The organism is Saccharopolyspora phatthalungensis (assembly GCF_014203395.1).
GTDB lineage: Bacteria > Actinomycetota > Actinomycetes > Mycobacteriales > Pseudonocardiaceae > Saccharopolyspora > Saccharopolyspora phatthalungensis.
The window spans coordinates 1,440,693-1,466,775 of sequence record NZ_JACHIW010000001.1 but is presented as its reverse complement, the minus strand read 5'-3'; the positions used below and the strand labels follow the sequence as shown (position 1 = coordinate 1,466,775).

23 protein-coding genes are annotated in these 26,083 nt (G+C 69.2%); 12 read left to right on the top strand and 11 right to left on the bottom strand.

The genetic code is table 11. The annotated features are described in order from the left end of the window. Nucleotides 1–19 precede the first annotated feature (19 nt). From BJ970_RS06465 to BJ970_RS06445, 5 genes are all read left to right on the top strand, one after another. The gene (locus BJ970_RS06465) at nt 20–787 is read left to right on the top strand and encodes an urease accessory protein UreD (protein WP_184725012.1); all 768 of its coding nucleotides are present in this window, start codon (nt 20–22) and stop codon (nt 785–787) included. A 325-nt stretch (nt 788–1,112) separates the two neighbouring features. Then, nucleotides 1,113–1,766: a pyridoxamine 5'-phosphate oxidase gene (pdxH, locus tag BJ970_RS06460; RefSeq protein ID WP_184725011.1), complete on the top strand. Its 654-nt coding sequence runs from the start codon at nt 1,113–1,115 to the stop codon at nt 1,764–1,766. Between the two features lie 98 nt (nt 1,767–1,864). Continuing rightward, on the top strand, nt 1,865–3,154 hold the full coding sequence (locus BJ970_RS06455; RefSeq protein WP_184725008.1) for an MFS transporter: 1,290 nt from the start codon (nt 1,865–1,867) through the stop codon (nt 3,152–3,154). 116 nt (nt 3,155–3,270) lie between these two features. Continuing rightward, nucleotides 3,271–4,674 carry an APC family permease gene (locus BJ970_RS06450; RefSeq protein WP_184725006.1) on the top strand — a complete coding sequence of 468 codons (1,404 nt, stop codon included), beginning with the start codon at nt 3,271–3,273 and terminating at the stop codon, nt 4,672–4,674. A 92-nt stretch (nt 4,675–4,766) separates the two neighbouring features. Further along, the gene (locus tag BJ970_RS06445; protein ID WP_184725004.1) at nt 4,767–5,687 is read left to right on the top strand and encodes an aldose 1-epimerase family protein; all 921 of its coding nucleotides are present in this window, start codon (nt 4,767–4,769) and stop codon (nt 5,685–5,687) included. 73 nt (nt 5,688–5,760) lie between these two features. Here the strand turns inward: BJ970_RS06445 and BJ970_RS06440 are convergent, their stop codons facing one another. Continuing rightward, a complete protein-coding gene (locus BJ970_RS06440) occupies nt 5,761–6,906 on the bottom strand; it encodes an acyl-CoA dehydrogenase family protein (protein WP_184725002.1) in 1,146 nt (381 codons plus the stop codon). Nucleotides 6,907–7,046: 140 nt separating this feature from the next. Between BJ970_RS06440 and BJ970_RS06435 the strand changes: the two genes are divergently transcribed. The 3 genes from BJ970_RS06435 (at nt 7,047) to BJ970_RS06425 (ending at nt 10,274) form a co-directional block, all read left to right on the top strand. Continuing rightward, a complete protein-coding gene (locus BJ970_RS06435; RefSeq protein WP_184725000.1) occupies nt 7,047–7,667 on the top strand; it encodes a TetR/AcrR family transcriptional regulator in 621 nt (206 codons plus the stop codon). After that, the gene (locus tag BJ970_RS06430; protein WP_184724998.1) at nt 7,664–8,593 is read left to right on the top strand and encodes a carbohydrate kinase family protein; all 930 of its coding nucleotides are present in this window, start codon (nt 7,664–7,666) and stop codon (nt 8,591–8,593) included. Before BJ970_RS06435 ends, BJ970_RS06430 begins: the two co-directional genes overlap by 4 nt. 376 nt (nt 8,594–8,969) lie before the next feature. Then, nucleotides 8,970–10,274, top strand: coding sequence for a citrate synthase (locus BJ970_RS06425; RefSeq protein WP_184724996.1), 1,305 nt, complete (start codon nt 8,970–8,972; stop codon nt 10,272–10,274). An 83-nt stretch (nt 10,275–10,357) separates the two neighbouring features. Here BJ970_RS06425 and BJ970_RS06420 read toward each other — a convergent pair whose 3' ends face one another. The 9 genes from BJ970_RS06420 to BJ970_RS06380 form a co-directional block, all read right to left on the bottom strand. Then, nucleotides 10,358–11,932: a glycerol-3-phosphate dehydrogenase/oxidase gene (locus tag BJ970_RS06420; protein WP_184724995.1), complete on the bottom strand. Its 1,575-nt coding sequence runs from the start codon at nt 11,930–11,932 to the stop codon at nt 10,358–10,360. A gap of 154 nt (nt 11,933–12,086) precedes the next feature. Then, nucleotides 12,087–12,479 (bottom strand): hypothetical protein, encoded by a 393-nt coding sequence (locus tag BJ970_RS06415; protein ID WP_184724993.1) that lies wholly within the window; start codon nt 12,477–12,479, stop codon nt 12,087–12,089. Further along, nucleotides 12,472–15,297 carry an FtsK/SpoIIIE domain-containing protein gene (locus BJ970_RS06410; RefSeq protein ID WP_184724991.1) on the bottom strand — a complete coding sequence of 942 codons (2,826 nt, stop codon included), beginning with the start codon at nt 15,295–15,297 and terminating at the stop codon, nt 12,472–12,474. The genes BJ970_RS06415 and BJ970_RS06410 overlap by 8 nt, the downstream gene beginning before the upstream one ends. Before the next feature lie 137 nt (nt 15,298–15,434). Then, a complete protein-coding gene (locus tag BJ970_RS06405) occupies nt 15,435–15,686 on the bottom strand; it encodes a hypothetical protein (RefSeq protein WP_184724989.1) in 252 nt (83 codons plus the stop codon). A 104-nt stretch (nt 15,687–15,790) separates the two neighbouring features. Further along, on the bottom strand, nt 15,791–16,051 hold the full coding sequence (locus BJ970_RS06400) for a hypothetical protein (RefSeq protein ID WP_184728917.1): 261 nt from the start codon (nt 16,049–16,051) through the stop codon (nt 15,791–15,793). A 182-nt stretch (nt 16,052–16,233) separates the two neighbouring features. Further along, nucleotides 16,234–17,085, bottom strand: coding sequence for a hypothetical protein (locus BJ970_RS06395; RefSeq protein ID WP_184724987.1), 852 nt, complete (start codon nt 17,083–17,085; stop codon nt 16,234–16,236). 125 nt (nt 17,086–17,210) lie between these two features. Beyond that, nucleotides 17,211–17,570 carry a PRC-barrel domain-containing protein gene (locus BJ970_RS06390; RefSeq protein ID WP_184724986.1) on the bottom strand — a complete coding sequence of 120 codons (360 nt, stop codon included), beginning with the start codon at nt 17,568–17,570 and terminating at the stop codon, nt 17,211–17,213. Between the two features lie 157 nt (nt 17,571–17,727). After that, nucleotides 17,728–18,531, bottom strand: a complete 804-nt coding sequence (locus tag BJ970_RS06385; RefSeq protein WP_184724984.1) for an alpha/beta hydrolase — start codon at nt 18,529–18,531, stop codon at nt 17,728–17,730. Nucleotides 18,532–18,723: 192 nt separating this feature from the next. After that, complete coding sequence (locus BJ970_RS06380; RefSeq protein ID WP_312864139.1) at nt 18,724–19,404, bottom strand: DUF4232 domain-containing protein; 681 nt, start codon at nt 19,402–19,404, stop codon at nt 18,724–18,726. A 375-nt stretch (nt 19,405–19,779) separates the two neighbouring features. On the opposite strand from BJ970_RS06380, the gene BJ970_RS06375 reads away from it, so the two are divergent. Beyond that, entirely contained in the window at nt 19,780–20,562 is a 783-nt protein-coding gene (locus tag BJ970_RS06375) for a GH25 family lysozyme (RefSeq protein ID WP_184724982.1), read from the top strand. Between the two features lie 154 nt (nt 20,563–20,716). Next, nucleotides 20,717–21,868 carry a hypothetical protein gene (locus BJ970_RS06370; protein ID WP_246470748.1) on the top strand — a complete coding sequence of 384 codons (1,152 nt, stop codon included), beginning with the start codon at nt 20,717–20,719 and terminating at the stop codon, nt 21,866–21,868. On the opposite strand, the gene BJ970_RS06365 is transcribed toward BJ970_RS06370, so the two are convergent. Continuing rightward, a complete protein-coding gene (locus BJ970_RS06365; RefSeq protein WP_184724980.1) occupies nt 21,823–22,902 on the bottom strand; it encodes a CopD family protein in 1,080 nt (359 codons plus the stop codon). The two genes, BJ970_RS06370 and BJ970_RS06365, sit on opposite strands and share 46 nt — an antisense overlap. Before the next feature lie 955 nt (nt 22,903–23,857). Here BJ970_RS06365 and BJ970_RS06360 point away from each other — a divergent pair. Both BJ970_RS06360 and BJ970_RS06355 read left to right on the top strand, forming a co-directional pair. Beyond that, nucleotides 23,858–24,853 (top strand): DMT family protein, encoded by a 996-nt coding sequence (locus tag BJ970_RS06360; RefSeq protein WP_184724978.1) that lies wholly within the window; start codon nt 23,858–23,860, stop codon nt 24,851–24,853. Next, nucleotides 24,850–26,082 (top strand): glycosyltransferase, encoded by a 1,233-nt coding sequence (locus BJ970_RS06355; protein ID WP_184724976.1) that lies wholly within the window; start codon nt 24,850–24,852, stop codon nt 26,080–26,082. Before BJ970_RS06360 ends, BJ970_RS06355 begins: the two co-directional genes overlap by 4 nt. Nucleotide 26,083 lies beyond the last annotated feature (1 nt).

Here is a 26,083-nt window from a genome sequence, read left to right as displayed (position 1 = left end):
GGCCGGAAGGCGGTGCGGCGTGCGGGCCAGTGCGCGGCTGAGCGTCGAGATCGGCTCCGGCGGGCGCAGCGTCGTGCGGGAACTCCGTTCGGAGGCGCCGATCACGCTGGTGCCCCGGCGCACGGCCACGGCGAGCCCGGACGGCACCGCCGTGGTGCACGTGGTCGGTTCCGCTGCCACGCCGGTCGGCGGCGACCGGGTCGACCTGCGGGTCCGGGTCGGGGCGGGCGCGCGGCTTTGGCTGCGCGGCACCGCCGCCACCGTCGCGTTGCCAGGGCAGCACGGCGGGCCCAGCCGGTCCACAGTGCACATCGAGGTCGAAGCCGGTGGCCTGGTCGATTACCTGCCGGAGGCCACGGTGATCAGCGCTCGCGCCGATCACCAGGCGGAGATGACCGTCGAGCTGGGCGACGGTGCGCGCGCCAGGTGCCGGGAGACGTTGGTGCTGGGCCGATACGGCGAACTTCCCGGCCGGCTGACCACCACGACGCGCGTGGTGCGCTCGGGTACGCCGCTGCTGCGGCAGCGGCTGGACATCGGCGCGCAACGGCTGGCGACGAGCGCCGGATACCTCGCGGGAGCGCGCGTGCTCGCGACCGAGACGGTCGTGTGGGATCGAGACCCCGCCGAGCCGACCAGCGGCCAGTGGTGGTCGCTGGTGCCGTTGGCGGCCGGTGGTGCGCTGGCCACCGCGCTGGGCGAGAACGCGGTGACCGCGCATCGGCGGCTCGCCGAAGCGATCGGTCACCACCCGGCCGCGCAAGACCTGGAGGCGCGCAGCTGGTGAGACCATCGCACGGCCGCGGGCGTCGATCATTTCCGGCTTGATCGGTAAGGGACATCTCGCCGCACGGTGCACGACGGTTGGTCCCGGCGGGCGTTTCGCGGCGCTGTCGGCGTCCGAACGAGTGTGTAAACGATCACTGCATCGGTTGCGGAATCGATCGTGAACTACCGTCGATTCGGCGTCTGTTCGGATCCCGTTTACCGTCGTACGCGTGGCTGACGCCACCAAATCCTGTCGGGTCGGCCAGGCCAGCCCGTACCGTCCGGAGAACAGCCGGAGAAATCGTCGAGTCGCGCCATCGCCGAGCGAGTCAGGGAGGAAAAGGATGTCGGAGGCCAACGTCGCGTTGCCGTCCATGCGGGTGTCCTACGAGGCCGGGGCGTTGGACGAGTCCTCGCTCGCCGCCACCTGGCACGAGCAGCTTCAGCTGTGGTTCGACGAAGCGGTGCAGGCCGATCTGGTCGAGCCGAACGCGATGGTGCTGGCCACCGCCGACGCCGACGGCATCCCGTCTTCGCGCACCGTGCTGTGCAAAGGCTTCGACGAGCGCGGTGTGGTGTTCTTCACCAACTACACCTCGGCGAAGAGCCACGACCTCAAGGCCACCCGAGTGGCCGCCGCGACCTTCCCGTGGCTCGGGCTCCAGCGGCAGGTCAACGTGCGCGGCACCGTGGAGAAGGTGACGTCGGCCGAGACCGCCGAGTACTGGGCGGAACGGCCGCGCGGATCCCAGCTGGGCGCTTGGGCCTCGCCGCAGTCGCAGTTGGTCGCCAACCGCCAGGCGCTGCAGTCTTCGCTGAGCGGCATCGAGCGCCGTTTCGCCGACGCCGAGAACGTCCCGCGTCCGCCGCACTGGGGCGGTTGGCGGATCCGCCCCGAGTCGGTGGAGTTCTGGCAGGGGCGTCCGGATCGCCTGCACGACCGCCTGCGCTTCCGCCGCACCAACAACGGCTGGACGGTCGAACGCCTCGCCCCCTGAACCGGTGCGATTTCGCGCGGCGGAGCTGGTAGACGTCCGTCACATGGGCCGGAAAATGAGCTGCCGTTAGCGGGCCTAACGGCTAGGCTGCTGAATCCGTGCAGCCCAGCAGCGGAACCCCGACCAGGTCACTTCGAACCCTGCTGAGCAAGGTATTCCTCGATACCAGGCCGCTGCAGTACCCGGCGTACCGCCGCCTGTGGCTGTCGAACGTCGTCACCTCGGTCGGTGCGCAGTTCTCCGCGGTCGCGGTGCCCAAGCAGATCTACGACATCACCGACTCCTCCGGCTACGTCGGCCTCGCCGGGATCTTCGGCCTGGTGCCGCTGCTGGTGTTCGGCTTGTGGGGCGGTGCGATCGCAGACACCGTCGACCGCCGCCGATTGCTGCTGATCACCAACGGCGGCCTGGCGTTCACCTCAGTGCTGTTGTGGGTCGCAGCGGCTGCGGGCACCCGGTCGGTGTGGCTCGTGCTGGTGCTCTTCGCCGCGCAGCAAACGTTTTTCGCCGTGAACATGCCCACTCGCGGCGCGGCGATAGCCCGGCTGATACCGGTGCACCTGCTGCCGTCGGCGCAGGCACTCAATGCCACGGTGTTCCAACTCGGATCGATCGTGGGGCCGCTGCTGGCCGGGATCCTGTTGCCGCTACTGGGTCTTTCGGTGCTCTACCTGGTCGACGCGTTGGCGTTGTGCGCCACGCTGTGGGCGGTGTTCCGGCTGCCGGCGCTGCCGCCGCAGGACGGCGCCCCGAAGCGTGCCGGGCTGCGTGCGGTGCTCGACGGATTCCGTTACCTGGCAATGCATTCCGTGCTGTTGGCATCGTTCCTGCTGGACATCATCGCGATGGTGTTCGGCATGCCGCGAGCGCTGTTCCCGGAAATGGCGGAGCGCACCTTCGGCGATCCGCCGGGCGGTGGGGCGGCGCTGGGCTGGCTGTTCGCGGCGATCCCGTTGGGGGCGTTCGCGTTCGGCGTGTTCTCCGGCTGGTTGCACCGGATCACCCGGCACGGCGTCGGCGTCACCGCGGCGGTCATCGCGTGGGGGATCGCGGTGATCGGGTTCGGCTGGTCCGATTCGCTGTGGCTGGCGGCGTTCTTCCTGGCGCTGGGCGGCGGGGCGGACCTGGTGAGCATGGTCTACCGGAGCTCGATCATGCAGGCCGCGGCCACTGACGAGATGCGCGGCCGGATCCAGGGCGTGTTCACCGTCGTCGTCGCCGGTGGCCCGAGGCTGGCCGACACGCTGCACGGTTTGGCCGGTGCGGCGCTCGGGACCGCGACGGCTGTCACCGTCGGAGGCGTCCTGGTCGTCATCGGCGCGGTGGTCGCCGCAGCCCTGCTGCCGGCCTTCTGGCGATACCGGGCACCGGCCTCCGACCAGCGGTGACAGCGCGGAGCGGGAGGCGGGGATGGGCAATGTGCCCGGCTTAAGCCGCCCGTAGCAGACAATTCGGCCAGGGGCGGGCAGACAGGTTGAAAACCCACCCGGCACACTTCTCAGCCATGGCCAACGAGACGACGGTGAACGACGACGCGCCCGGTGGTGCGCAGGGCCCTGGCCTCAAGAAGGTGATGGGCCCGAAACTGCTGCTGTTCTTCGTGGTCGGAGACATTCTCGGGACCACGATCTATTCCCTGACCGGCAAGGTCGCCGGCAAGGTCGGCGGTGCACTGTGGATTCCTTTCCTGGTCGCCTTCGTGGTCGCCTTCCTGACCGCGTTCAGCTACCTGGAACTGGTCGGCAAGTACCCCAAGGCGGGCGGCGCGCCGCTGTACGTGCACCGGGCGTTCGGGGTGCACTTCCTGACGTTCCTCATCGCGTTCGCGGTGATGTGCTCGGGCATCACCTCGGCCGCATCGGCCGCGCAGGCGTTCAGCGGTGATTACCTGGAAGCGATCGTCGGCGAGGGCGTTTCTCCGGTGTCCTGGCTGGTAGCCATCGGCTTCCTGCTCCTGCTGGCCGCGATCAACTTCCGCGGCGTCGGCGAGTCGGTGAAGATGAACGTCGTGCTGACCTGCGTGGAGCTCACCGGGCTGGCGATCGTGATCGTCTTCGGCCTGTACGCGATCTTCGCGGGCAGCAGCAACCCCGACCTGGTGCCGGATCCGAGCCGGCTGCTGCAGTTCAACACCGACAGCACGCCGCTGGTGGCGGTGACGTCGGCGACCGCCCTGGCGTTCTTCGCGATGGTGGGCTTCGAGGACTCGGTGAACATGGCCGAGGAGACCAAGGACCCGACCAAGACCTTCCCGCGCGCGCTGCTGCTGGGCATGATCATCACCGCCTCGGTCTACCTGGTGATCGCGCTGATCACCTCGACGCTGGTGCCGACCGACGAGCTGGCCGAGTCGGACGGCCCGCTGCTGCTGGTGGTCAAGGCCGCCGCGCCGTGGTTCCCGCCGGTCCTGTTCTCGCTGATCGCGCTGTTCGCGGTCACCAACACCGCCCTGATCAACATGCTGATGGCCAGCCGCCTGGTCTACGGCATGTCGGAGGAGCGGATCATTCCGAAGCAGTTCGGCCTGGTGCACCGCACCCGGCACACCCCGTGGGTGTCGATCCTGTTCACCAGCCTCATCGCGGTGATCCTGGTGAGCACGCTGAAGATCTCGGATCTGGGCAGCACCACGTCGCTGCTGCTGCTCATGGTGTTCGCGGTGGTCAACGTGGCGGTTCTGGTGCTGCGCAAGGACAAGGTCGAGCACCAGCACTTCCGGGCGCCCACCTGGATGCCGGCACTGGGCGCGCTCACCTGCGCGTTCTTCGCCAGCCCGCTGTCCGGTCGGCCGGCCACGGAGTACATCATCGCCGGCGTCCTGCTGGGCATCGGCGTGATTTTCTGGGGGATCAACTTCGTCGCCGGTAGTCGGCAGCAGGAGTTCGACGCCGCGAAGCTGGGCAAATGAGGAATCATGAGCGCCTGACCGGGGACCGTGGCTAGTGGGCCTTCCGGGGCGCGTCGGCGCACCGGAAGGCCCTTTGCTTCTACAGTGATTAGGTGCATGATCGTGTTCCCGCCACTGGGCGGCAGTTCGAAATCACTTCCGGCGCTTCGCGTGCCGTGGTCACCGAAGTCGGTGCGGCGCTTCGGGTCTTCGAAGTCGACGGGGTGCCGTACGCGGAGAGCTACGACGCTGACCAGTTGCCGCCCGCCGCTGCCGGCGGGGTTCTGGTGCCGTGGCCGAACCGGGTCGCGGACGGCCGCTGGCGGCTCGAAGGCGAGCCGCAGCAGTTGGCCCTGACCGAGCCCGCGCGGCACAACGCGATCCACGGCCTGTTGCGGCACACCGCGTGGGACGTCGTCGAGCACGCCGAGTCCACGGTGGTCCTGCACGCGATGGTGCCCGCGCAGCCCGGCTGGCCGGTGCCGCTGCTGACGTCGATCGGGTACACCCTGGATGCCGATGGCCTGACCGTGACGCACACCGTGGAGAACCTCGGCTCGCGGGCGATTCCGTTCGGGGTCGGAGTGCACCCGTTCCCGCGCGCTGGCAACGCCGAAACCGACGACTGCACGTTGCAGCTCGCGGCGGCGACGGTGCTGCCGGTGGACGCCGAGCGGTTGCTCCCGGCGCGACCGCCGCGTGCCCTGCAAGGCGACGAAGTGGATTTCCGCACCGGGCGCCGGCTGGCCGGTGTCTTGCTCGACACGGCCTTCGGCGGGGCCGCCCCGGCGCCGGGCGACGAATTCGTCCGGCACACCCTCACCGACCCCGGCGGGCACGGTATCCAGCTGTGGGCCGACCCGGTATTCCGGTGGGTCCAGGTCTACACGGCGGACGAGTTCCCGGGCCGGGGCAGGGCGATCGCGATCGAACCGATGACGTGCCCACCGGACGCCCTGAATTCCGGCGTCGACCTGCTGGTCCTGCAACCCGGTGAGAGCTGGCTCGGCCGCTGGGGCCTCACCCCGTTGTGATCCGGAGCATTTCCGCCCCTGCGCCCCAGGACCTAGCGCGCCGGGCTCATGGCATCTGACCAGCGCGGACGCCCTACGGCTTGGCGAGGTGGCGGGCGATGAGCATGCGCTGGATCTGGTTGGTGCCCTCGAAGATCTGCAGGACCTTGGCCTCGCGCATGTAGCGCTCCGCCGGGAAGTCGCGGGTGTAGCCGGCGCCGCCGAGCACCTGGACCGCGTCGGTGGTCACCTTCATCGCGGCGTCCGTCGCGATGAGCTTGGCCACCGACGCCTGCTGCCCGAACGGTAGCCCGGCGTCGCGCCGCCGCGCACCGTCGAGGTAGGTCGCCCGCGCCGAATGCACGGCGGCGGCCATGTCGGCGAGCAGGAATTCCAGCCCCTGGAACTCGATGATCGGCCTGCCGAACTGCTGCCGCTGCCTGGCGTAGTCCACCGCGAGGTCTAACGCCGCCTGTGCCAACCCGACCGCGCAAGCGGCGATGCCGAGCCGACCGGAATCCAGCGCCGACAGCGCGATCTTCAGCCCGCTGCCCTCGGCCCCGATGAGCCGCTCCGCCGGCACCCGCGCGTCTTCGAAGTAAAGCGGCGTGGTCGGCGATCCGGTGAGCCCCATCTTGTGCTCGTGCGGGCCCGCCGAAACCCCGGGCGTCGCGCCGTCGACGAGCAGGCAGCTGATACCGGCCGGCCCTTCGTCCGAGGTCCGGGCCATGAGCGTGTAGAAGTCCGCGACCCCGCCGTGCGTGATCCAGGCCTTGGCGCCGTTGATGGCGTACGAGTCGCCCTCGCGCGCGGCCCGGGTGCTCAGCGCTGCCGCATCGGAACCGGCATGCGGTTCCGAGAGCGCGTACGCGCCGAGTAGTCCGCCGCCGATCAGCTCCGGTAGCCATCGCGAACGCTGCTCCGCGCTGCCGAAGTGGACCAGCGGGTAGCAGCTCATGGTGTGCACCGACAGGCCGACGCCGACGGTCATCCAGGCGCTGCTGAGCTCCTCCAGCACCTGCAGGTAGACCTCGTACGGCTGGGCGCCGCCGCCGTACTCCTCGGGGTAGGGCAGGCCGAGGAAACCGGCCGCGCCGAGCAGCCGGAAGACATCGCGCGGGAACTTCTCCGCGGCCTCGTCGCCCGCGGCCCGCTGAGCGAGCTCGTCACGGGCGATATCGCGGGTCAGCGCAAGCAGATCGGTGGCCTCTGGGGTGGGAAGCAGGCGGTGAACGGGCATGACGATTCGCGCTCCTGATGCCGGTGTGACGGCTGCCGGGAGTACTGATTCTAGTACTGTTGGAGCTCCGGTAGTACTCCCAAATTCCGGCTAAGGGAACCCACGCAACCCGCCGCTAGCGCTGTGGCAGGCTTCCATCGATGACCACCTCCGAAGGCCGCCGCCGACAGGCGAACGCACGGCGCGCACAGCTGCTGGACCGGCTGTGCGATCTGTTCCTCGCGGAGGGCTTCGCGCACTTCACGCTGGACGACCTCGCCGCGCGACTGCACTGCTCCAAGTCGACGCTGTACACCCTGGCGGGCAGCAAGGAGCAGCTCGCGGTCCGTGTCGTCGCGCACTACTTCAAGAACGCGACGGAGCAGATCGAGCAGCGCGTCACGGCGACCGACGACGTGCGCGAGAAGGTCCGGGTGTACCTGGAAGCCGCGGCCGAGGCGCTGCGCCCGGCGTCCCGCGAATTCATCGACGACATGGCCGCCAACCTCTCGACCCGCTCGACCTACGAAGCCAACGCGCACGCTGCCGCCGACCGGATCCGCGGCTTCATCCGCCAGGGCGTGCGCCAGGGTGTGTTCCGGGAGGTGCACGCCGGGTTCGTCGGCGAAATGGTCGGCCGCACCATCGTCGGCATCCAACGCGGCGAAATCGGGGAACGCACCGGCTTGTCGGACGCGGCCGCCTTCGCCGCGCTGTCCCAGTTCTTGCTCGGCGGGCTCACCGCCGGGCCGGAGGACCAGTACACAGTGGAGGAAATGTGATCGTCATCGGCGGTGAGGCGCTCGTCGACCTCGTTCCGGACCCGTCTACCGCGGACGGCGAGCTGGGACCGCTACACCCGCGGCTCGGCGGCGGCCCGTACAACGTCGCCATCGCCTTGGGGCGGCTCGGTGTTCCGGCCGCTTTCTTCGCCCGGCTGTCCACGGACCAGTTCGGCGACAAGCTCCTCGAACGGTTACGGTCCTCCAATGTGGACGTCGAGCTGGTGCAGCGCGGTCCGGAGCCGACGTCGCTGGCCGTGGTCGGGCTGGCCGAGAACGGTTCGGCCCGCTACAGCTTCCACACCGAAGGCACCGCCGCCCGCTTCGTCACGGACCAGCAGCTGCCGGAACAGGCCACGGCGGTCTGTCTGGGCACCCTCGGCCTGGTGCTCGAACCGGGCGCGTCGGTTTACGAGAAGGTGCTGTTCCGGGAGGCCGAGCAGGGCCGGTTCATCGCGCTGGACCCGAACATCCGCGCCGACCTGATCACCGACCCCGTCGCCTACCGCGCGCGGTTCGCCTCCTGGCTGCCGTCGGTGGGGCTGCTGAAGGTCTCCGACGACGACGCCGAGTGGCTGGCCGGTGACCAGGACGTGCTCAACGCGGCCCGCGACTGGCAGCGTCGCGGCCCGGCTGCCGTGGTCCTGACCCGCGGAGCCGACGGACTGACGGTCGTCACCGGCGACGGAGAGCCGGTAAGCGTGCCCGGGGTGCGCGCCCAGGTGGCCGACACCATCGGCGCAGGCGACACCGTGCAGGCAGCCCTCCTGGCATGGCTGCACGACAACGGCGCGCTCTCGGCCAGCGCCATTCGCGCGCTCGACCGCGCACAGTGGGAGAGCGCGCTGCGGTTCGCTGCGGCCGCGGCTGCGGTCACCGTGTCCCGGCCCGGCGCCGAACCGCCCTGGGCGAACGAGCTGTCTTGACGCTTCCCGGGGCTACGTGCGCGAGACCACCCTGTGAGTTCAACCGCGCGATGCCGGTCGGCTGAGCGCTGTAGCCCGATCGGCTGGGTCTGCTGGTCACCTTCCGTCCAGGTCGGTTCCGCGGCGTCGAAAATCTTCCGGCCAAACCGGCCGAATGTGATGTGATCGTGGTCCCACCTGCCAAAAAGCCGAAACGCGATTGCTGCGCGGGGACCCCACTGCGGTCTAGCGTGACTACTGACAGGACCCCAACGGGGTGGTGCTGCGGCGGTTCGGACACCCCGACCGGCGCGCGGGCGACAACGCAGCCCTGCCGCTTGGCTGGGCACGCTGGTCGCTCCCACAGCGCACCCCGACGAGCGCGAGAGGTTCCCGAATGCCCGACGACGTGACCGCCAAACGTACCGTCGCGCTGCGCTATGACGCCGGCGAGCACGAAATGCAGGTGACGCAGCCGACCGAGGGTGCGCCTGGTGTGGATCTCGGCAAGCTGCTGGCTCAGACCGGTTTGGTGACGTTGGACCCGGGCTTTGTCAATACGGCGGCCTGCACCTCCGACATCACCTACATCGACGGCGACGCCGGCATCCTCCGCTACCGCGGCTACCCGATCGAGGAGCTCGCGGCCAGGTCGAACTTCATCGAGGTCAGCTACCTGCTGATCTACGGCGAGCTGCCGACCCAGCAGCAGTACGACGACTTCGCCGAGCGGATCCGGCGGCACACCCTGCTGCACGAAGACCTCAAGCAGTTCTTCGACGGCTTCCCGCGGGACGCGCACCCGATGCCGGTGCTGTCCTCCGCGGTCTCCGCGCTGTCCACCTTCTACCAGGACAGCCTCAACCCGTTCGACAAGGACCAGGTGGAGCTGTCGACCGTCCGCCTGCTGGCCAAGCTGCCCACCATCGCGGCCTACGCCTACAAGAAGTCGGTCGGCCAGCCCTTCCTTTACCCGGACAACTCGCTGGGCCTGGTGGAGAACTTCCTCCGGATGACCTTCGGTTTCCCCGCCGAGCCCTACGAGGTCGACCCGGTGATGGCCCGGGCCCTCGACCTGCTGTTCATCCTGCACGCCGACCACGAGCAGAACTGCTCCACGTCGACGGTGCGGATGGTCGGCTCGGCGGAGACGAACCTGTTCGCCAGCATCTCGGCCGGCATCAACGCCCTGTTCGGCCCGCTGCACGGCGGCGCGAACAGCGCGGTGCTGGAGATGCTGGAGGGCATCAAGGCGAATGGTGGGGATGTCGACTCGTTCGTCAACCGGGTCAAGAAGAAGGAGCCGGGCGTGAAGCTGATGGGCTTCGGGCACCGGGTGTACAAGAACTACGACCCGCGCGCGGCGATCATCAAGAAGACCGCCGACGAGGTGCTCGGCAAGCTCGGGGCCAACGACCCGCTGCTGGACATCGCCCTGAAGCTGGAGGAGAAGGCGCTCGCCGACGACTACTTCGTGGAGCGCAAGCTCTACCCGAACGTCGACTTCTACACCGGCCTGATCTACAAGGCGATGGGCTTCCCCACGAAGTACTTCACCGTGCTGTTCGCGCTCGGCCGGCTGCCCGGCTGGATCGCGCACTGGCGGGAGATGCTGGAGGACCCGGCCCGCAAGATCAGCCGCCCGCGGCAGGTGTACACCGGTGCGCCGGAGCGCCCCTACCAGCCCATTAACCAGCGCTGAATCGAAACCTGAATCCTGTCGGTACCCGTCCCCGCGATTTCGATGGAAATCACCGCGTTGCCTTCCATTGAAATCGCCACCGGTCAGGCGGAAACGCCGGGCAGCGCGCGGTCGACGAGCGCTTCGACCACCGGCAGGGCCGCCTCACGTTCCGCGGCGTTCAGCCCGACGCGGCTGCGGCGATCGAGGACGTCGGCCGCGTCCAGGGCGCCCTCGTGCCGGACCGCCCACACCACCTCGGCGGCGGTGAGCTGCACCCCTGGTGCCACCGGCTCCGCCAAGTCCGCGTCGAGCTCGGCCAGCGCCGCAACGCGGACGGCCTCGGTGCCGTATTTCGCGACCAACCGCGCCGTCGCCTCGACATCGGTCAGGTGGCGGCGCGGTGCGGCTCCGACCAGCGCCACGGCCGCCGTGCGCGAGGGCCCGGCGGGCAGCGCGCCGGTGCGGACCGCCGCGTCGACCGCATCGGTGGCCATCTTGCGGTAGGTGGTGAGCCTTCCGCCGACCACGGTCACCACGCCGTCCGGCGAGGCCAGCACCGCATGCCGGCGGGACAGGTCGGCCGACTCCTTGCGCCGTGGCGCCTCCAGCAGCGGCCGGAGCCCGGCGAAGGCACCGAGTACGTGCCTGCGTTCCAACGGCTGTCCCAGCAGATCGCGGACCGACGCCAACAGGAATTCCACATCGGACCGCGGTACTTCGGGAACGGACGGGATCGGTCCGGGCACCGGTTCGTCGGTCAACCCGAGCAGGGCCCGTCCGTCGGGCTGCGGCATGAGCAGCAGGTAGCGGTCCGAGCCGCCCCGCATCGGCGCGACCAGGGCGGTTCCGGCGATCCCGGCGGCATCCGCATCGACCAGCAGGTGCGAGCCGCGCGACGGCCGCAGCCGGACGGCCGGCGCGAGCTCCCCGGCCCACACCCCGGTCGCGTTGACGACCGCACGGGCGCGGATCCGCAGCGACTCGCCGCTGAGCTGATCAACCGCGTCGGCCCCGTCTCCGTCGAGCCGGCGCACCCGCACGCGGGTGAGGATCCGCGCGCCGAAACCGGCTGCGGTGCGCGCGAGCGCGACGACCAGGCGCGCATCGTCGACCAGTTGGCCGTCGAAGCTGAGCAGACCCCCGCGTAGACCGGCGGTGCGCAGGCCGGGGACCAGGGCGATCGCCTCCGCAGCGGGGATCCGCCGCGGCGGCGGGAGCAGGTCCGACGGGGTGCGAGCGGTGCGCCGCAGCGCGTCGTCCGCGTGGAGCCCGGCGGTAAGCACCAGCTCGGAACGGCGCGACACCCTGCCGTGCAGCGGGATGAGCTGCGGGAGCGTCCGCACCAGATGCGGCGCGGTTCGCGTCATCAGCACGTGGCGTTCCACCGCGCTTTCGCGGGCGAGGGCGACATCGCCGTGCGTCAGGTACCGGAGCCCGCCGTGCACGAGCTTGCTGGACCAGCGGGAGGTTCCCCAGGCGAGGTCTTCGGCTTCGACGAGGGCGACGGAAAGTCCGCGGGCGGCCGCGTCCAGGGCCACCCCGGCGCCGGTGACGCCGCCGCCGACCACCAGCAGGTCCACCTGGTCCTCGGCCACGGCGGACAGGTCGGCGGCGCGGCGCGCGGCGGTCAGCGAGGTGGCACGCAGCGAACCGGCGGGCAACGGAGTGGTGATCATCGGTACTCCGGAGGGATCGGTGGGTGCCGGCCGACGGGGACCGCGGTGTCCATGGGTGGCGATTGGAAATCAGCATGCCGGTTTCCATTGAAATCGCCACCGGGGACCGACCACAAGCTCGTCCGCCGACTCACGGCGCACGCCGTGTGCCCGCTCACGACTCCTTTTTGCGGCGGGACAAGAGGTTCGCGGCGAAGCGGGTCTTCTCCAACGATTTGTAGAGCGCCATGAAGGCTTCTTGAACATCCCGACGAGAAGCGTCCGGAGTGGACGGTGCGGCCGAGCGGTCCGGTTCGGGCATGGCCTTGACCTGCATCCACCGCTCGTCCCACAGCGCTTCCATCGCGGCGTTCCACCGCTTGCGCACGTCCTCGACGACCTGCTTGCGCTGCTCGTCGGCCGCCTCCCGGCGCTGCCGACCCGCCGCGACCGCCTCGCCCAACTCGCCGGCCCGCTCGCGCTCGTGCCGACGCAGTTGCTGCGCGGCCGTGGTGGCCAGCGCGGCGATCTCCTTGTACCGCTCCGATGCCGGAACCTGGTCAGTCACCGGCTTCCTCCCGGATATCGGACAGCCCGTCGGCCGCCCGCTGCAACGGCACGGAGGGCACCGGTTTGGCCTGGTCACCGAGGTCGAACGGCAGGATCACCTCGGGGCGGGAATGCACCGCCCGGTCGAAGAACAAGCCGCGACGCGCTCGCGGTGACCAGGTGACCATCTGCCCGGCCGCGAAGGTGGCCAATTCCTGGCCGTGCACGTCGAAGGCGACCCACGCCCCGATGTCGTCGACCGGTCCCATGCCGAGGGTGTTCTTCACCCGCTGCACGCTGCGCCACCAGCCGATCACGTGCACCCGCAGCTCCGGGCCCTGCTTGAGGATCTTCCGCAGGTGGTCCAGCCCGCTGACCATGGTGGTGGGGTCTTTTCGTTCCAACGTCGTGTGCGCCGCGTCGGCGGCGTAGAGGACCAAGCAGTGCGGCAGATCCGCGCCGGACCGTTGGTCGATCGCCTCGGTTGCCGAGGCCAGCGCGGCCTCGATGCCGTCCAGGCCGACCAGCTCGACGTCGTGTTCGTCGTTGCCGAGTGCTTCGAACACGCCGCGGGCATCGTCGTCGGCGTCGTCCAGCAGGCTGGCGATGGTGAATTTGATGGTGCCCGGTTCGTATTGGCGCGCAAGGGAAAGCGCCGCGGTCCCCAGCACGCTGGTCGCGTCCGCCAAAACCGAGCCGATCACCGCGATGTTGCGCCCCGGCGACCGGACGAGCCGCACCGCGGCGGCCGTGCCGTTGACGTCGATGATCTGCCCCAGCAGGACCTTCGGCACCACCACGGGTGCGCGCAGCCTGGTGTAATCATCCAATGTAGACAGATTGGGCAGGTTCGAACCGTCGAACAAGCGCGGCGGCGGCAAGCTCTTGTCGCGCTGGTCCCATAGTCTCGATTGCAGGGCGTCGAAGGTGTTCTTCGCGGTCGCGTCCGGGATCCGCGCAATCTCGTTGCCGTGCTTGACCCCCGACTCGTGGTTGATCACCGCGTGCCAGCGCGGAAGTTCCAACGCCGCCGGGTTCTGTTCGGCCAGCACCCGCCGGGCCTTGGGCAACGCGATCCGCAGGATGAATTGCTCGAAGATCGCCGGCTTGCCCCAGAACGCCTCGATCCCGGACACGTCCTGGCTGGCCAGCACCAGGTGGATGCCCTGCGAACGGCCGCGCCGCGCGACGTCTTCCAACAGCGTGGTGGCCTGTGCGGTCACCGGATCGCGCTCGGCGAACAGGTACTGGAACTCGTCGATCACCGCGACGATCCGGGGCCATCGGCCGCTCGGGTCCTCGGCGCGCAGCTCCTCCAGCTTGGTGACCTCGTGCTGCTTGGCGATCTCCGCCCGCCGCCGCATCTCGTCGGCCAGGAAGCGCAGCAGCGCCAGCCCGAATTCGCGGTCGGTGTTGACGTTCACCCCCACCAGCTGGGCGTGCGGCAGCCAGCTCGGGTCCCGGCGTCCCGGGGTGAACTGGGCGAACGACACGCCTTCCTTGAAGTCCAGCAGGTACAGCTCCAGCTCGTCGGGGGAGTAGCGGGCCGCGAGCCCGCCGAGCATGCCGTAGAGGAAGTTCGTCTTCCCCGAGCCGCTCGGACCGCCGATCAGGGTGTGCGGGCTGCCATCGCCGAGGGTGATCCACACCGGCTCGCCCTCGGCGAACCCGACCGGCGCCTGCAGTCCGGACGTCGAACGGTGCGTCCACAGCCGGTCGGGCACCAGGTCGTCGAAGGTCCGCACCCGGGCGCGGCGGGCGAGGAACGCTTCCGCGATCGCCGTGCACGCCTTAGTGACCTCATTGCGCGACGGGGATTCGTCTAGCTGCACCACGGCTTCCGGGCCGGTCATGCTGGTGCGCGCCCGGTCGCCGCCGAGCAGCCGGATGGACTCGATGGCGCAGTTCACCGTCAGCGATAGGTCCACGACGATCAGCTGGATGCCGCAGGCCAGGCCGTTGCGTGCGATCCGCTGGAGCTGTTGCTGCTGCTCCTCGCGCAAGGGTTCGCCGTTGCCGAACAGCACTGCGACGCGCCACGGTTCCGAGCGGTGCCCGTTCTCCTCGGCCAGCGACCGCAGCGAGGTGTGACCGCCGACCAGCGAGCTGGTGTGAATCCGCCGGATGTGGTCGGAGAGCCCTTCGAGCATCTCGTCCAGCCTGGTCGGATCGTGCGCGGTGAGCAGGCCCGCACGGGTCAGCGGGTACAGCCCCGGCAGGGTCCCGGCCAGCTGCGCGACGTCCCACACGTGGATGCGCACCAGGCCGGGCTGAAAGTAGCTGAGCAGCCGCAGCAGCAGGTTCTGCACCAGGGTTTCGGCGGAGTCGGGGGTGTCGTCGGTGATGACCCGCAGGTGCGACTCGTCCACCAGCGGGATCGCGGCCGGAAAAGGTTGCGGTTCCGGCGAATCCGGGACGGTCGCGGTGCCGATCCGCCACAGGCCCGGGGGTGGCGCGGCGGCGTCCTGGGAGCCGATCTGGCCGAGCCATTCCGGCCACGGGAGCCCGGCGGGGCCGGGCGCGGCCGCCTCCGCGAGCCGGGTGAGCTGTTCGGGGCCCTGCGTGGTCCACTCGGCGTAGATCTCCGCCCGGTCCCGCAGCGCTTCCCGCATCGCGGCCTGGAACACCGGGTCGTCGGGGTCGGCGATCTCGGCGGGCTCGTGCTCCGCGGCGGCCACCCCGCTCTGGGCGATGCGCAGCGCGAACTCCTGCTGCGCGCATTCGGCGAGGACGCGGTCGTGTTCGTTCTCGGCCGCGCCGAGCGCGGCGGCGATGCTGGTTCGCAGGCGCTCGAAGGCTACTTCGATCCGACTTCGCCGTTCGTTGCGTTTACCCACGTCCCACCTCGGAACCCGTGTTACTGCCCGTGATCAAAGTACCACTCGACGAGGAACCGGGCAGACTTCTGGTGCACCGCTGCGCGATGCCGAATACTGCGCGTTTGAGCGCCGAATACCGGAAAGTCGGGCAGGTCCTAGAGGCGGGTGACGAAGTCGCGCACCGTATCCAGGATGTGCTCGATCATGCCCTGCGTTCGCTCGATCTGGTCGTCCGCGCGATGGAGGCCCGGCGGCACCACGGTCTCGGGGTGGTCCGGGTCGAGCTTCACCAGCGCCTGCTCCGCCTCGGCCAGGGCCGTGCGGCTGGTGACGAGGTGCACACCCGCTTTTTCCAGGTGTTCCTCGACGAGGCGCAGCATCTGGATCAGTTCGTCGAGTGCCGACACGGTGCTACCGAGCCCGTCCTTGAAGTCGGTTTGATCTTTGTCCTTGACGCGTGTGAGGTTCCGCGACTCGCGCCGCCGCGCGAAACGAGTCCGGCAAGAGCTCGCTACAGCCGACCCGCGTAGCCCTCGGTGGAGCTGATCGTGGCGCCTAGCAAGCCCTGCACGCCGCTGATCGTCTGCATCACCTCGGCGAGCATGCCGTGCGCGTGCTGCATTTCCTCCTGGCCGCTGCCCTGGGTGGCGGTGACCAGGGCCGCCTGCGCCTCTTCCAGCACGAGGTTGGTCTGTTGCAAGGCGGCGATGCCTTCCTGCATCTTTTGGTTGGCCAAGGCAATGCCTGCGCGAACCTCTTCCACGCCCGCCATCTGGTTTCCGGACCTCCCCGTGGTGCACAACGCCGTATCGGTGCACAAGTTAGCGTTCGATGTCGCCGGTGGCGACGGCAGGTCGCCACTGTCGATCGCGGTTCGATCGCTGCGCGTGACCACCAGCGAAATTGATCACCCGATCGAAAAAAGTGAAGCTGATACACATTTTACCGAGTGGGTCAACCACTCCCGGCGCTGTCCACTGTGGAGTCCGTGTTGTCCGGTTCGTCAGCTTCCGGATCGATTGCCGAGATCTCGATCGCCGCGATCCCGGACGGCGGCAACGGGGCGGCCGACCAGCGGGCGACGGCGTGATGCTCGTCGACGCGCAGCCGCGACCAGCCGCTGCCGCCGAGAGCGGCCACCGCGCCGAGCATGATCTCCGGCGGATCGCCGAGCGCGGGTCCGAGGTCCATCGCGACCTGCACCAGCGGCGGATCGACCGCGTACCCGGTGATCGTCGCGGTGCGCGACAGCCGGCTGGCCACCGCGCGTGCCGGCCACTCCGCACCCGCCCGTCGCTCGGTGACCACGTCCACCCGCAGCCGCAGCCGCGGGCGCGGCATGCCGTCTTCGTCGAAATCGCCGATGCCGGGCGCGATCTCCAAGGGCGGCTCATCGGGGTCGGAGACGTCGGACCTGCCGAAAAGGATCGAACCGCCGGCCCACGCCTCGACCAGCAGCCGCTCGCCGCCGACGACCAGATCGCCCACCAGGTCCGGGTGCTCCACCACGGTCCACGCCGTCGGCGGCTCGCAGGACACCCGGTGCCGGGCGTAGCCGGGGCCGAGCTCGCGCAGGAAGTTGCGTACCGCGCGGGAAAGCCCGGCGACGTGCTGCCCGGTTTCCGCGCTGGCCCGGCTGATCGTGACCGACCAGCAGCCGGGCTCCTCGTCGGAGCAGTCCCCGGAGGCCACGATGCGGCCGCCGATGCGTTGCACCAGGTCGCGGCAGGCGGCATGGGCGGATTGCTCGTCGTCGGCCCCGACGACCACGGTGATCAGGAGTTCGAGCTCGGTGTTTTCAGCCATCGCGGGACGCATTCTCGCGCATGGTCCCGAAACTCCGAACGGATGATCAGCCGAAGTCGCGGAGTCGACCGGCGGCCTCGCGTCGCGCAGCAGCTACGCCGCCGCGACTGCGTCATCGCCCAGGCTCAGGCTTCGCCCTCGCCGCGCTCGGTTTCGGAGGCGGACTGCTCGCTCTGGTCCAGGCCGTAGTAGTGGTAGAGGTCGCGGCCCTCTTGGTCGGTGAGGTGGCCGTGCTCGGCCTCGATGCGCGGGGCGTTGCGCACCCGATCCCGGGAGACACCCAGGTCTAGGCGGTTCTCCTCGGTGGATGCGCCGGTGAGCGGCACGAAGGTCTCCTTGATGCCGAACACGCCGATCCGGACGGTGACCCACTCCGGCTGGTGGGTCACGTCGTCGACGTAGACGTTGCCCACCCGCCCGACCCGGTCGCCGTTGCGGTCGAACACCGGGGTGCCGATCAGGTCCTGTGCGCGCTCGACGTTCATGGTCAACCTCGCTCGATCCACCCAGACTGGAGGCCGACGTCCGTCGGCTTCCTCAAGCTGCCCGCAGTGGACTTGACCTGCAACTGCGCAAGCGACACGCCTCACCCGATCCGGTAATGATCGAGATTATTTGGCGCTCGTTAATAACAGTGACCGATCACGAGTTGAGCTCTCGGGCGATGAAGGTGAGGACGTCGTTCATCACCTCGGCCTTGTTCGTCTCGTTGAACAGCTCGTGGCGGCCGCCCGGGTAGATGTGCTCGTGAAACTCGGCGCCGCGAATGCGGTCGATGCCGGTGCGGGTGTCGGCCTCGGGCACCAGCTCGTCGTCCTCGCCGTGCACCCACAGGGTCGGCCGCTCCAGCGTCGGCCCGTCGTTGATGGCCAGCAGGCAGTTGTCGATCGCCCGCAACGTGGCGCGCTTGAACGGGCCGTGCCAGACCAGCGGGTCGGCGAGGTACGCCGCGCCGACCTCGGGATCGCGAGACAGCGTGGCCGGGTCGACCGGAGTGTCCGGGATCTCGTCGTGCTCCAGCAGGTCGAGCACGTGCCAGGTGCCCAGCACCGGGGCGGACAACACGATCGCCGCCAAATGCTCTTGGTGTTCCTGGGCGTAGCGCCCGGCGAGCATCCCGCCCATCGAGTGTCCGATGAGGACGATGGGCAGCCCCGGGTGCTCGGCGGCGACCTCCTGACGGAGGGCGTCCAGATCGGCCACGATCGTCTCGGCGTCCTCGAAATGGACCCGATCGCCGGAGGAGCGGCCGTGCCCGAGGTGGTCCGGCGCGTACACCAGGGCGCGGGCGCCCACCAGCTGCTCGGCGACCCACTGGTAGCGGCCGGAGTGCTCGCCGTAGCCGTGCGCGATCAGCGCGATCCAGCCGGGATTGGGCGTCGCCCATTCCCGCACCATTAGCTTGCCGCGACGTCCGCTTACCTCGCGATCCGTTGACTCGATCATGTCGCCACCCCAGCACACCTCCTCCGATCGAGCCAGTATTTCGGCGTATTTGTCGTCTTGCCCGCCGTTGGCATCGACCGGTCTGGCCCGTGGATTCTTCGCCGCGAGGAGTTGCCGTTTACCCGGGCGTCGGCGAGGTCCTCGCGAGGCCAACGCCTCGCGCGAACGCTCCGATCCGGGGTGCGGTCGGCATTACCGGTGATAGGCGCTGCCGCTGATGGAGCCGAACCCGCACACCGGGCCCGAGTTCCAGGTGACGGTAATCGGGTCGGTTTCGTCGGGCGGGATGACCCGCGCGCGGGCCGGTGTCGGCTGGCACGGGCCGTTCGTCGGTTCGCCGTCGTGCGAGACCACGGTCCAGTGCAGCGTGGCACTGGCCGTCTCGCCGGGCCCCAGCGTGATCAGCGACGGGCCCGGGTTCGGCGTCCGCTCAATCGAGGTGGGCAGTGGACGGCCGGACTGGTCAACCAGCTGCATACCGCCGTAGCCGTAGAGGGTGCAGGTCTGGTGGCTGGAGTTGCGCAGCACCAGCTCCGCGTAGCGCTGGCCCGCACCGGCTTCGGACTCCCGCAGGGAACCGCTGAGCATCGAGGTGTGGCAGCGCGTCACCTTGCTCGACTGAGGGCGCGTGGCGACCGGATCGGGTAGCGCCTGGCTCTCGGCGCTGCCGGTGTTATCGGTTTGGGGCGGCGAAGTCAGCGTTTGCGTTCCGGAGTCGATGGCCGGTGGCGCTGGTGGGACGTTCGGCGCCGTGATCACTTGGCCGTTCGGTCCGCCCGATGTGCCGCAGCCGGTCATCAGTCCGGCGATCAGCAGGGCCCCGGACGCTTGGGCCGTCCGTAGGCCGAGCCACCGCAGTCGATGCGGGGTCACGGTGACCACCTCCCGTCCCCGTCCACACGGCGGGGTCGTCGGTAATTGTTCTTTTGTTCTCTAGACGTCCGGCTCTCGGGTGGGTTGCCTCCACCGTCGATTTTCCCCCGTTGGCAACCGCGTGACCTGCTCTGCTTCGCCTCTCGCGGTCGGCGCCTGCGACCAGCGGATCGAGTGAGTGCGAGCTGCGCCGAATAGGGCGCATTGTGATCGAATGTAAACTTGATGTAGCTAATTCGGCGCTTCCTTAATCGATTGCGGTCCACTCGGGTATCAACCAATCGGGTTATGATCTTGACCTGAACGGCGGGAGTGCTCGGTTGCTCGATTTCGATACTTTGGCACGAGCAGAAGGCCAAAGTCAGGGAGTTGATCATGGCCGAGCGAATTCCCGGCATCGACGTCGCGCGGTATCAGGGGGAGCCGGACTGGGGAGCGGTTCGCGGCGCCGGATACGTCTTCACCTACATCAAGGCAACCGAAGGCATCGGATACGTCAGCCCGGTGCTGGACGCCCAGCTGGCCGGCGCCCGCAACGCGGGAATGGTCACCGGGCTCTACCACTTCGCCCGCCCGGACACGAATTCCCCGCAGCAGGAAGCGGCCGATTTCGCCGCCCAGCTGGCGCGGCTGAACTCCGGCGCGGCCGGGAATCTGCCGCCGTGCCTGGACATGGAGACCGAGGCGCCGAACCTAGGCGCCTGGATCAAGGGATTCATCGACGCGCTTCGCGGGCACACCGGTCGGCACGAGGTGATGGTGTACGCCTCGGCGTCCTGGTTCCAGAGCAAGCTCGCGCCGGAGACCTGGGTCGACCCCGGGGTGTTCCTGTGGGTCGCGCACTACGGCCGCCCGCCCGGTGAACCCGGCTTCCTCACCGACCGGGTGGTGATGCACCAGCACGCCTCCGACGGGCAGGTTCCGGGGGTCGGCGGCGACACCGACCTCAACGTCTCGATGGTGCCGCTGGAAGTGCTCACCGGGACCGGTGCGCCGCCCCCGCCGCCGAAGGACGAGACCTACGTCGTGCAGCCCGGCGACATACTCTCCGAGATCGGGCAGCGGCTCGGCGTCGACTGGCACGAGATCGCACGGGTCAACGGCATTGCCGACCCCAACCTGATCTACGTCGGCCAGGTGCTGAAGATTCCGCGCTGACGTGCGGTGCGCGCCGGTACCGTTTCGAAGGGAGTGTTGCGGAAGCGGTGGTGTGCGCAAAACGTTACTGCCGGGTATGTCGTTAAGCCACGTTCGCGATCAGTACCGACTACCGTTTTTCGCGTGAACATCGCGCAAGGCGGAGGTGAACGCGATGGCGGGTACAGCGGAGCTGGTCCGAAGCCACTGGACGCGTGGTGAGCCGGGTCGTGCGGCTCCCCGGGAGCTCGTGGTCGCGCTCTACCGCTGGTGGGTGGCCGCGATGGCGTTCAAGATCGCGGGCGCCACGTGGGACATCTGCTGGCATTTCCGTTGGCTGCGCGACGACTTCGCGCCGCCGCACCTGATCAACACGGTCGGCACCGTGATCGTGATCGGCCTGGTGGTCTTCCACGCCTACACCGGGATCGGCGTGGATCGAGTCACGCTGCGCTGGATGCAGTGGGGCCTCGGCGTCTTCCTGATCGCCGCGCCGCTGGACGTGATCAACCACCGGATCAACGGGCTGGACATCACCGCGTGGAGCCCGTCGCACGCGCTGCTCTACTTCGGCACCGGGTTGATGAGCGTCGGCCTGATCCGGGGTTGGCAGCGTTACGGCGGCGGTGACCGGTACTTCTACCCGGTCACGTGTTTCCTGTGGTTCACGGTGCTGGACAACTTCCTGTTCCTGAACCAGCACCAGGAGTACGGCGTGCTCGGGCTGGCGGCTTGGGAGCGCGGGACGCCCTACGCCGAGGACAGCCTGCTGCAGTTCGCCGCCAACGACCTGGGGCGGCCGTTGGACTGGATCGCCGTCAAATCCTTCACGCTGCCGGTGCCGGACTGGGTTTATCCGACCTGGGCGACGATCACCGGACTGGGCACGCTGCTGCTGGCCCGGCGGCTGGTCGGGCGCCGGTGGACCGCGACGACCATCGCCGCCGGCTACCTGGTTTTCCGTTGCGTGGCTTGGGGATTGCTGGCGGCGGCCAATTTCCCGCTCTCGACCGTGCCGTTCTTCCTGCTCGGCGGGGCCGTGGCGATCGACCTCTCGTTCCGGTTGGCGCCGCGCATCCGGCCGCTGGCCGGGGCGGCGATCGTGACGGCCGTGACCTACGTGGGCTTGTGGGTGCAGCAGACCTACCTCGCCGCGCCGCCGGTCGACTACTGGTCGGCGCTGTACACCGTGGTGCTGGTCGCCGCGGTGTGGTCGGTCTTCTCGTATCTCCTCGACACCGAGCACGGTCTCCAGAGCTGGCAGCGGCTGGTTTCGTGCGGTCAGACGATGACCGGGGCGCGGGAGAGCACGACTCCCAAGCCGTAGGCGATACCCATCACGCCGACCTCGGCAGCGGCCCAGCCGATCAGCGCGGTGCGCTGGTGACGTGCGATGCGGGGCAGCAGGCGAAAGCGCAGCTGCGACGCCACCGCGCCCAGCGCCACCAGGCACCCGGTCTTGGCCAGGATGATCTGGCCGTAACCGGTGTTGATCAGGCCGGGCAGCCCGACGGTCGGCGTGATGATCAATTCCATCAGGCCGTTGAACAGTCCGGAGCTCCCCACCGCGAAGATGGCGATGGTGGCCAGCTTCGAGAAGCGCGGCAGGGCCTCGGCGAGCAACCCCCGGCGTGGCGCGACGAACAGTACGACGGCCGCCAGGCCACCGGTCCACATCGCGGCGGCGATCACGTGCAGCTCCATCGAGATCATGCTGAAGTCGTGGTATCGCCAGTCCGTCGCGTGTCCGGTCAGCGGTATCGGCAGCAGACCGAGCAGCGCGACGATGGTGCGCAGTTCCGCCGGGACTTTCTCGCCGAACCGGACCGCGAGCAGGCCCAGCACCGCGCATAGCAGCCCAGCACCGGCGCTGGCGAGCAGGCCGGGGCCGGCCGGAACGTTCGCAACGTAGTCGACCAACAGCCCGGTGGTCAGGCTGCGGCCCGGGCTCAGCTCCGCGGCGTGCAGCACCAGGGACAGCAGGGCGCTGAGCATCCAGACCAGCGCGGTGATCACGGTGATCCGCCGGGCCGGTGACAGTACCGGCTCGGTGCGCTTAGGCCGGTCGAAGCCCAGCAGCTTCGGCAGCAGACTCAGGCCGACGGTCGCCAGCGCCGCGAGATCGAGCAGGGCTCGCGTGGCGGGCAGCCCGAAGCGCACGAGCGGTGGCAGGTCTGGCAATCCCGGGATGGTGCCGACGGCCGTGTAGGCCGTGGCGGCCAGCGCGGTGAGCAGCGCACCGCCCACCAACGCCGCCACGACAGCGGCCTTCGCGCCGAACGCAGTACGCGCGTCGGCGCCGGTGGGATACGCCGCTTTCGCGGTCCCGCCGTGCTGGGAGACATCGAAGTCGGCAGCCACGACCGCATCGTCTCACTGAGACGAGCGGGCATCGCCGGTCGGTCCTGGAGAAATGCCGAATTTGATCACCGTTCGTGACGGAGTTGTTTCGGTGTGCAAGCCGCTTGCCGGGAGTGATGTCGTCGCGGTGTCGCATTGGTCACCGGTCGGCGCACCTGGAATGGTGATCTTCATTCTCCCGGCTTCCCTGCTGGCGCGGTGTTTTCGCCCGCGCATCGAAAATCCGTGTGTTTGTCGCCTTCGGTGCTGCCGTTCCGGCCCGGTCGAGTCGGGATGTGTTGCTGACAAAGTCCTCAGCGAACTTGTTCTACAGTCGTGCACGTGTATCCGGCGGACAGTGCAGAAGCGCACGTGGAGGGCGCGACCGGCGCGCCTCGATCACGCGCGGGTGCAACGATTCCGGAACCAGCGTGGTCCTTTCCGCTCGATTCGCCGGACCGTCGACTTTCGTTCACCGGATCGGTTCACGCGTATTCGTCTGTCGTTTCACAAGCCGCCGCAAATAGATGCTTTGCTGTATTGCCCGGCGGGCGGGTCAGGGTAGGCGTGCGGGTTACCCGGATGGCCGGGCAGGTCGGTGCCGTGCCGCGTTTCACCAGGCCCGGCAGGGTCGGCGGGATGTCCCCGCGTCGTTGTGCCCCAGCGGTCCAGCGGGCGCCCCGGGGTGCGAACTTGGCATGTCTCAGGGAAATTGGGGGTCCGGCCCCGGATGTGAGTCGGGCTCACGAGACGCGAGATTGAGCGGTGTGGACGGACAGCGGAGGCGGGAACCAGCGGGTTCGGAGCCCCAAACTGGTAGCAGGCCGAGGCGGCGGACGCCGCGAGGCTCGACAGCGGGACGTGTCATGGATCGCGCACTAGGGTGTTCGGTAGTCGGACATACCCGCAGCCTGGTGAAAGGGACTGACCCCGTCGTGCATCACCATCCGACCAAGGCCGCAGGGCGTGGTCCGCGATGACTGCGCTCGCGGTACTGCTCGCCGCGCTAGGGGCCTGCGGGTACGCAATGGGAGCGAGGCTGCAGCACGCCGCCGTGCACGACACGATGGACGGTCGCGGCCTGGGCCTGCGGCACCAGGCCCAGCTCGTCCGCAACCCCCGTTGGCTCGGGGGTTTGGCTGCGCTCGGTAGCGGCACGGTGCTGCACGCCTGCGCGCTGGGCCTCGCACCGCTGAGCGTGGTTCAGCCCGTCGGCGTGCTGGCGCTGCCGATCACCGTTCTGCTCAACCTGCGGCAGCAGGGCATCCACGCCCGAGACCTCAACCCCAGCGTTGCGCTGTCGGTGGTCGCGGCCACCGGCGGCGTCGCCTCCTTCGTGTTCCTCGCTGCCGGCAGCGCTACGGCCACCCCGGTCTCCGGCGACGACCAGTTGCTCGCCACGCAACTGGTGACCGGCGTGATCCTGGCGCTAGGTGTGCTGGCCGTGCTGACCCGGTCGAAGGCGCGCTGCGTCCTGTTCGCCGCCGGGTGCGCGGTGGCATACGGATATGTCTCGGTGCTGGTGCGGGCGGTGGCGCAGCAGCTGGGCACGATCGAGCTATTGGACATCAACCCGCTGCCGCTGCTCGGCATCGCCGTGGCGATGGTGGTGGGTGGTTGGCTGCTGCAGCACGGTTATGCCAGCGGTCCGGCGGACCTGGTGGTGGCCTGCCTGACCGTGATCGACCCGCTGGTGGCGGTCGGGTTGGGTATCGGGCTGCTCGGCGAGGCCGACCGCGTCAGCACCGGGACGGCCGTCGGCGAGGTGCTGTGCGCCGCGGTGGCCTGCGCGGGTGTGTTCGCGCTGGCCCGCTACCACCCCGACACCCAGGAACGTCGCGTACCCGTCACCGCAACCACCATGACCTCTGCGACCACCGACACCTCTGGGATCACCGCGACCACTGCTACCGGCAGCAGTGATCTTGCCGGGCCGAGTTCGACAGATCGTCCTGACGGGAGTTCCACTTGACTTCGCAACCGTTCAGCAGGCGCCCCCTGCGGATCGTGGTCGGCGCGACCACCTACCCGCCCGACGTGAACGGGGCGGCGAACTTCGGCCACCGCTTGGCTACCGGGCTGTCCGAGCGCGGCCACGACGTGCACGTCGTCTGCCACTCGACGGACCGCCAGGCGCGCATCGAGGTCGAGGACGGCGTGACGGTGCACCGCGTCCCTTCCTATGGCTCGCCGTTCCACCCGTCGATCCGCGGGATCCTGCCGTGGCAGGCCGCGCAGGCGGACCGCCTGGTGGCCGAGATCCAGCCCGACGTCGTGCACGTGCAGTCGCACTTCTTCATCTGTCGCGGCCTGATCAACGCGGCGCGCCGCCGGAATATCGGGCTGGTGGCCACCAACCACTTCATGCCGGAGAACATCTTCGGCTACTTCAAGGTGCCGCGGTTCCTGCAGCACGCGGCGGGCCGAGTGCTGTGGCGCAACCTGGTCAAGCACTACCGCGAGGCGCAGCTGGTCACCGCGCCGACCCCACGGGCCGTCCAACTGTTGCAGGACAACGGGTTCCTCGACCTGGCGCTGCCGGTTTCCTGCGGCATCGACGTCGAGCGGTACCGGCGGCGCGCCCGGCGTTACCGCAAGCAGCACCCCGATCCGGCCACCCGCACCGTGCTGTTCGTCGGGCGGCTCGACGAAGAGAAGCACATCGACGACCTGCTGCGGGCCATGGCGCTGCTGCGCACCGAGGCGCCGACCCGGTTGGAGATCGTCGGCGACGGCAGCAAGCGGGCCGCCTACGAACACCTCGCCGCGCAACTCGGCATCGCCGACCGGGTCCACTTCCACGGGTACCTCAGCGACGACGAGGTGCTGGAGGCCTACGCCCGCGCGGACCTGTTCTGCATGCCCAGCATCGCGGAGCTGCAGAGTCTCGCGACGATGGAAGCCATGTCGGCGGGTACGCCGGTGGTGCTCGCCAACGCCATGGCACTGCCGCACCTCGTGCAGCCGGGCCAGAACGGCTGGCTGTTCCCGCCGCGAGACGTGCACGCCCTGGCCAGCGCCATCGACGACGTGATCGGCGATCGCGCGACGATCGACCGGATGGGCGCGGCCAGCGAGCGGCTGGTGTCCCGGCACGACATCGGCGAGATCCTGGGCCGGTTCGAGGCGATCTACCACCACGTGACGGATCCGGAAAGCACCGTCGAGCTCGACGAGATCCGCACCGAGCTGGCGAGCTGAC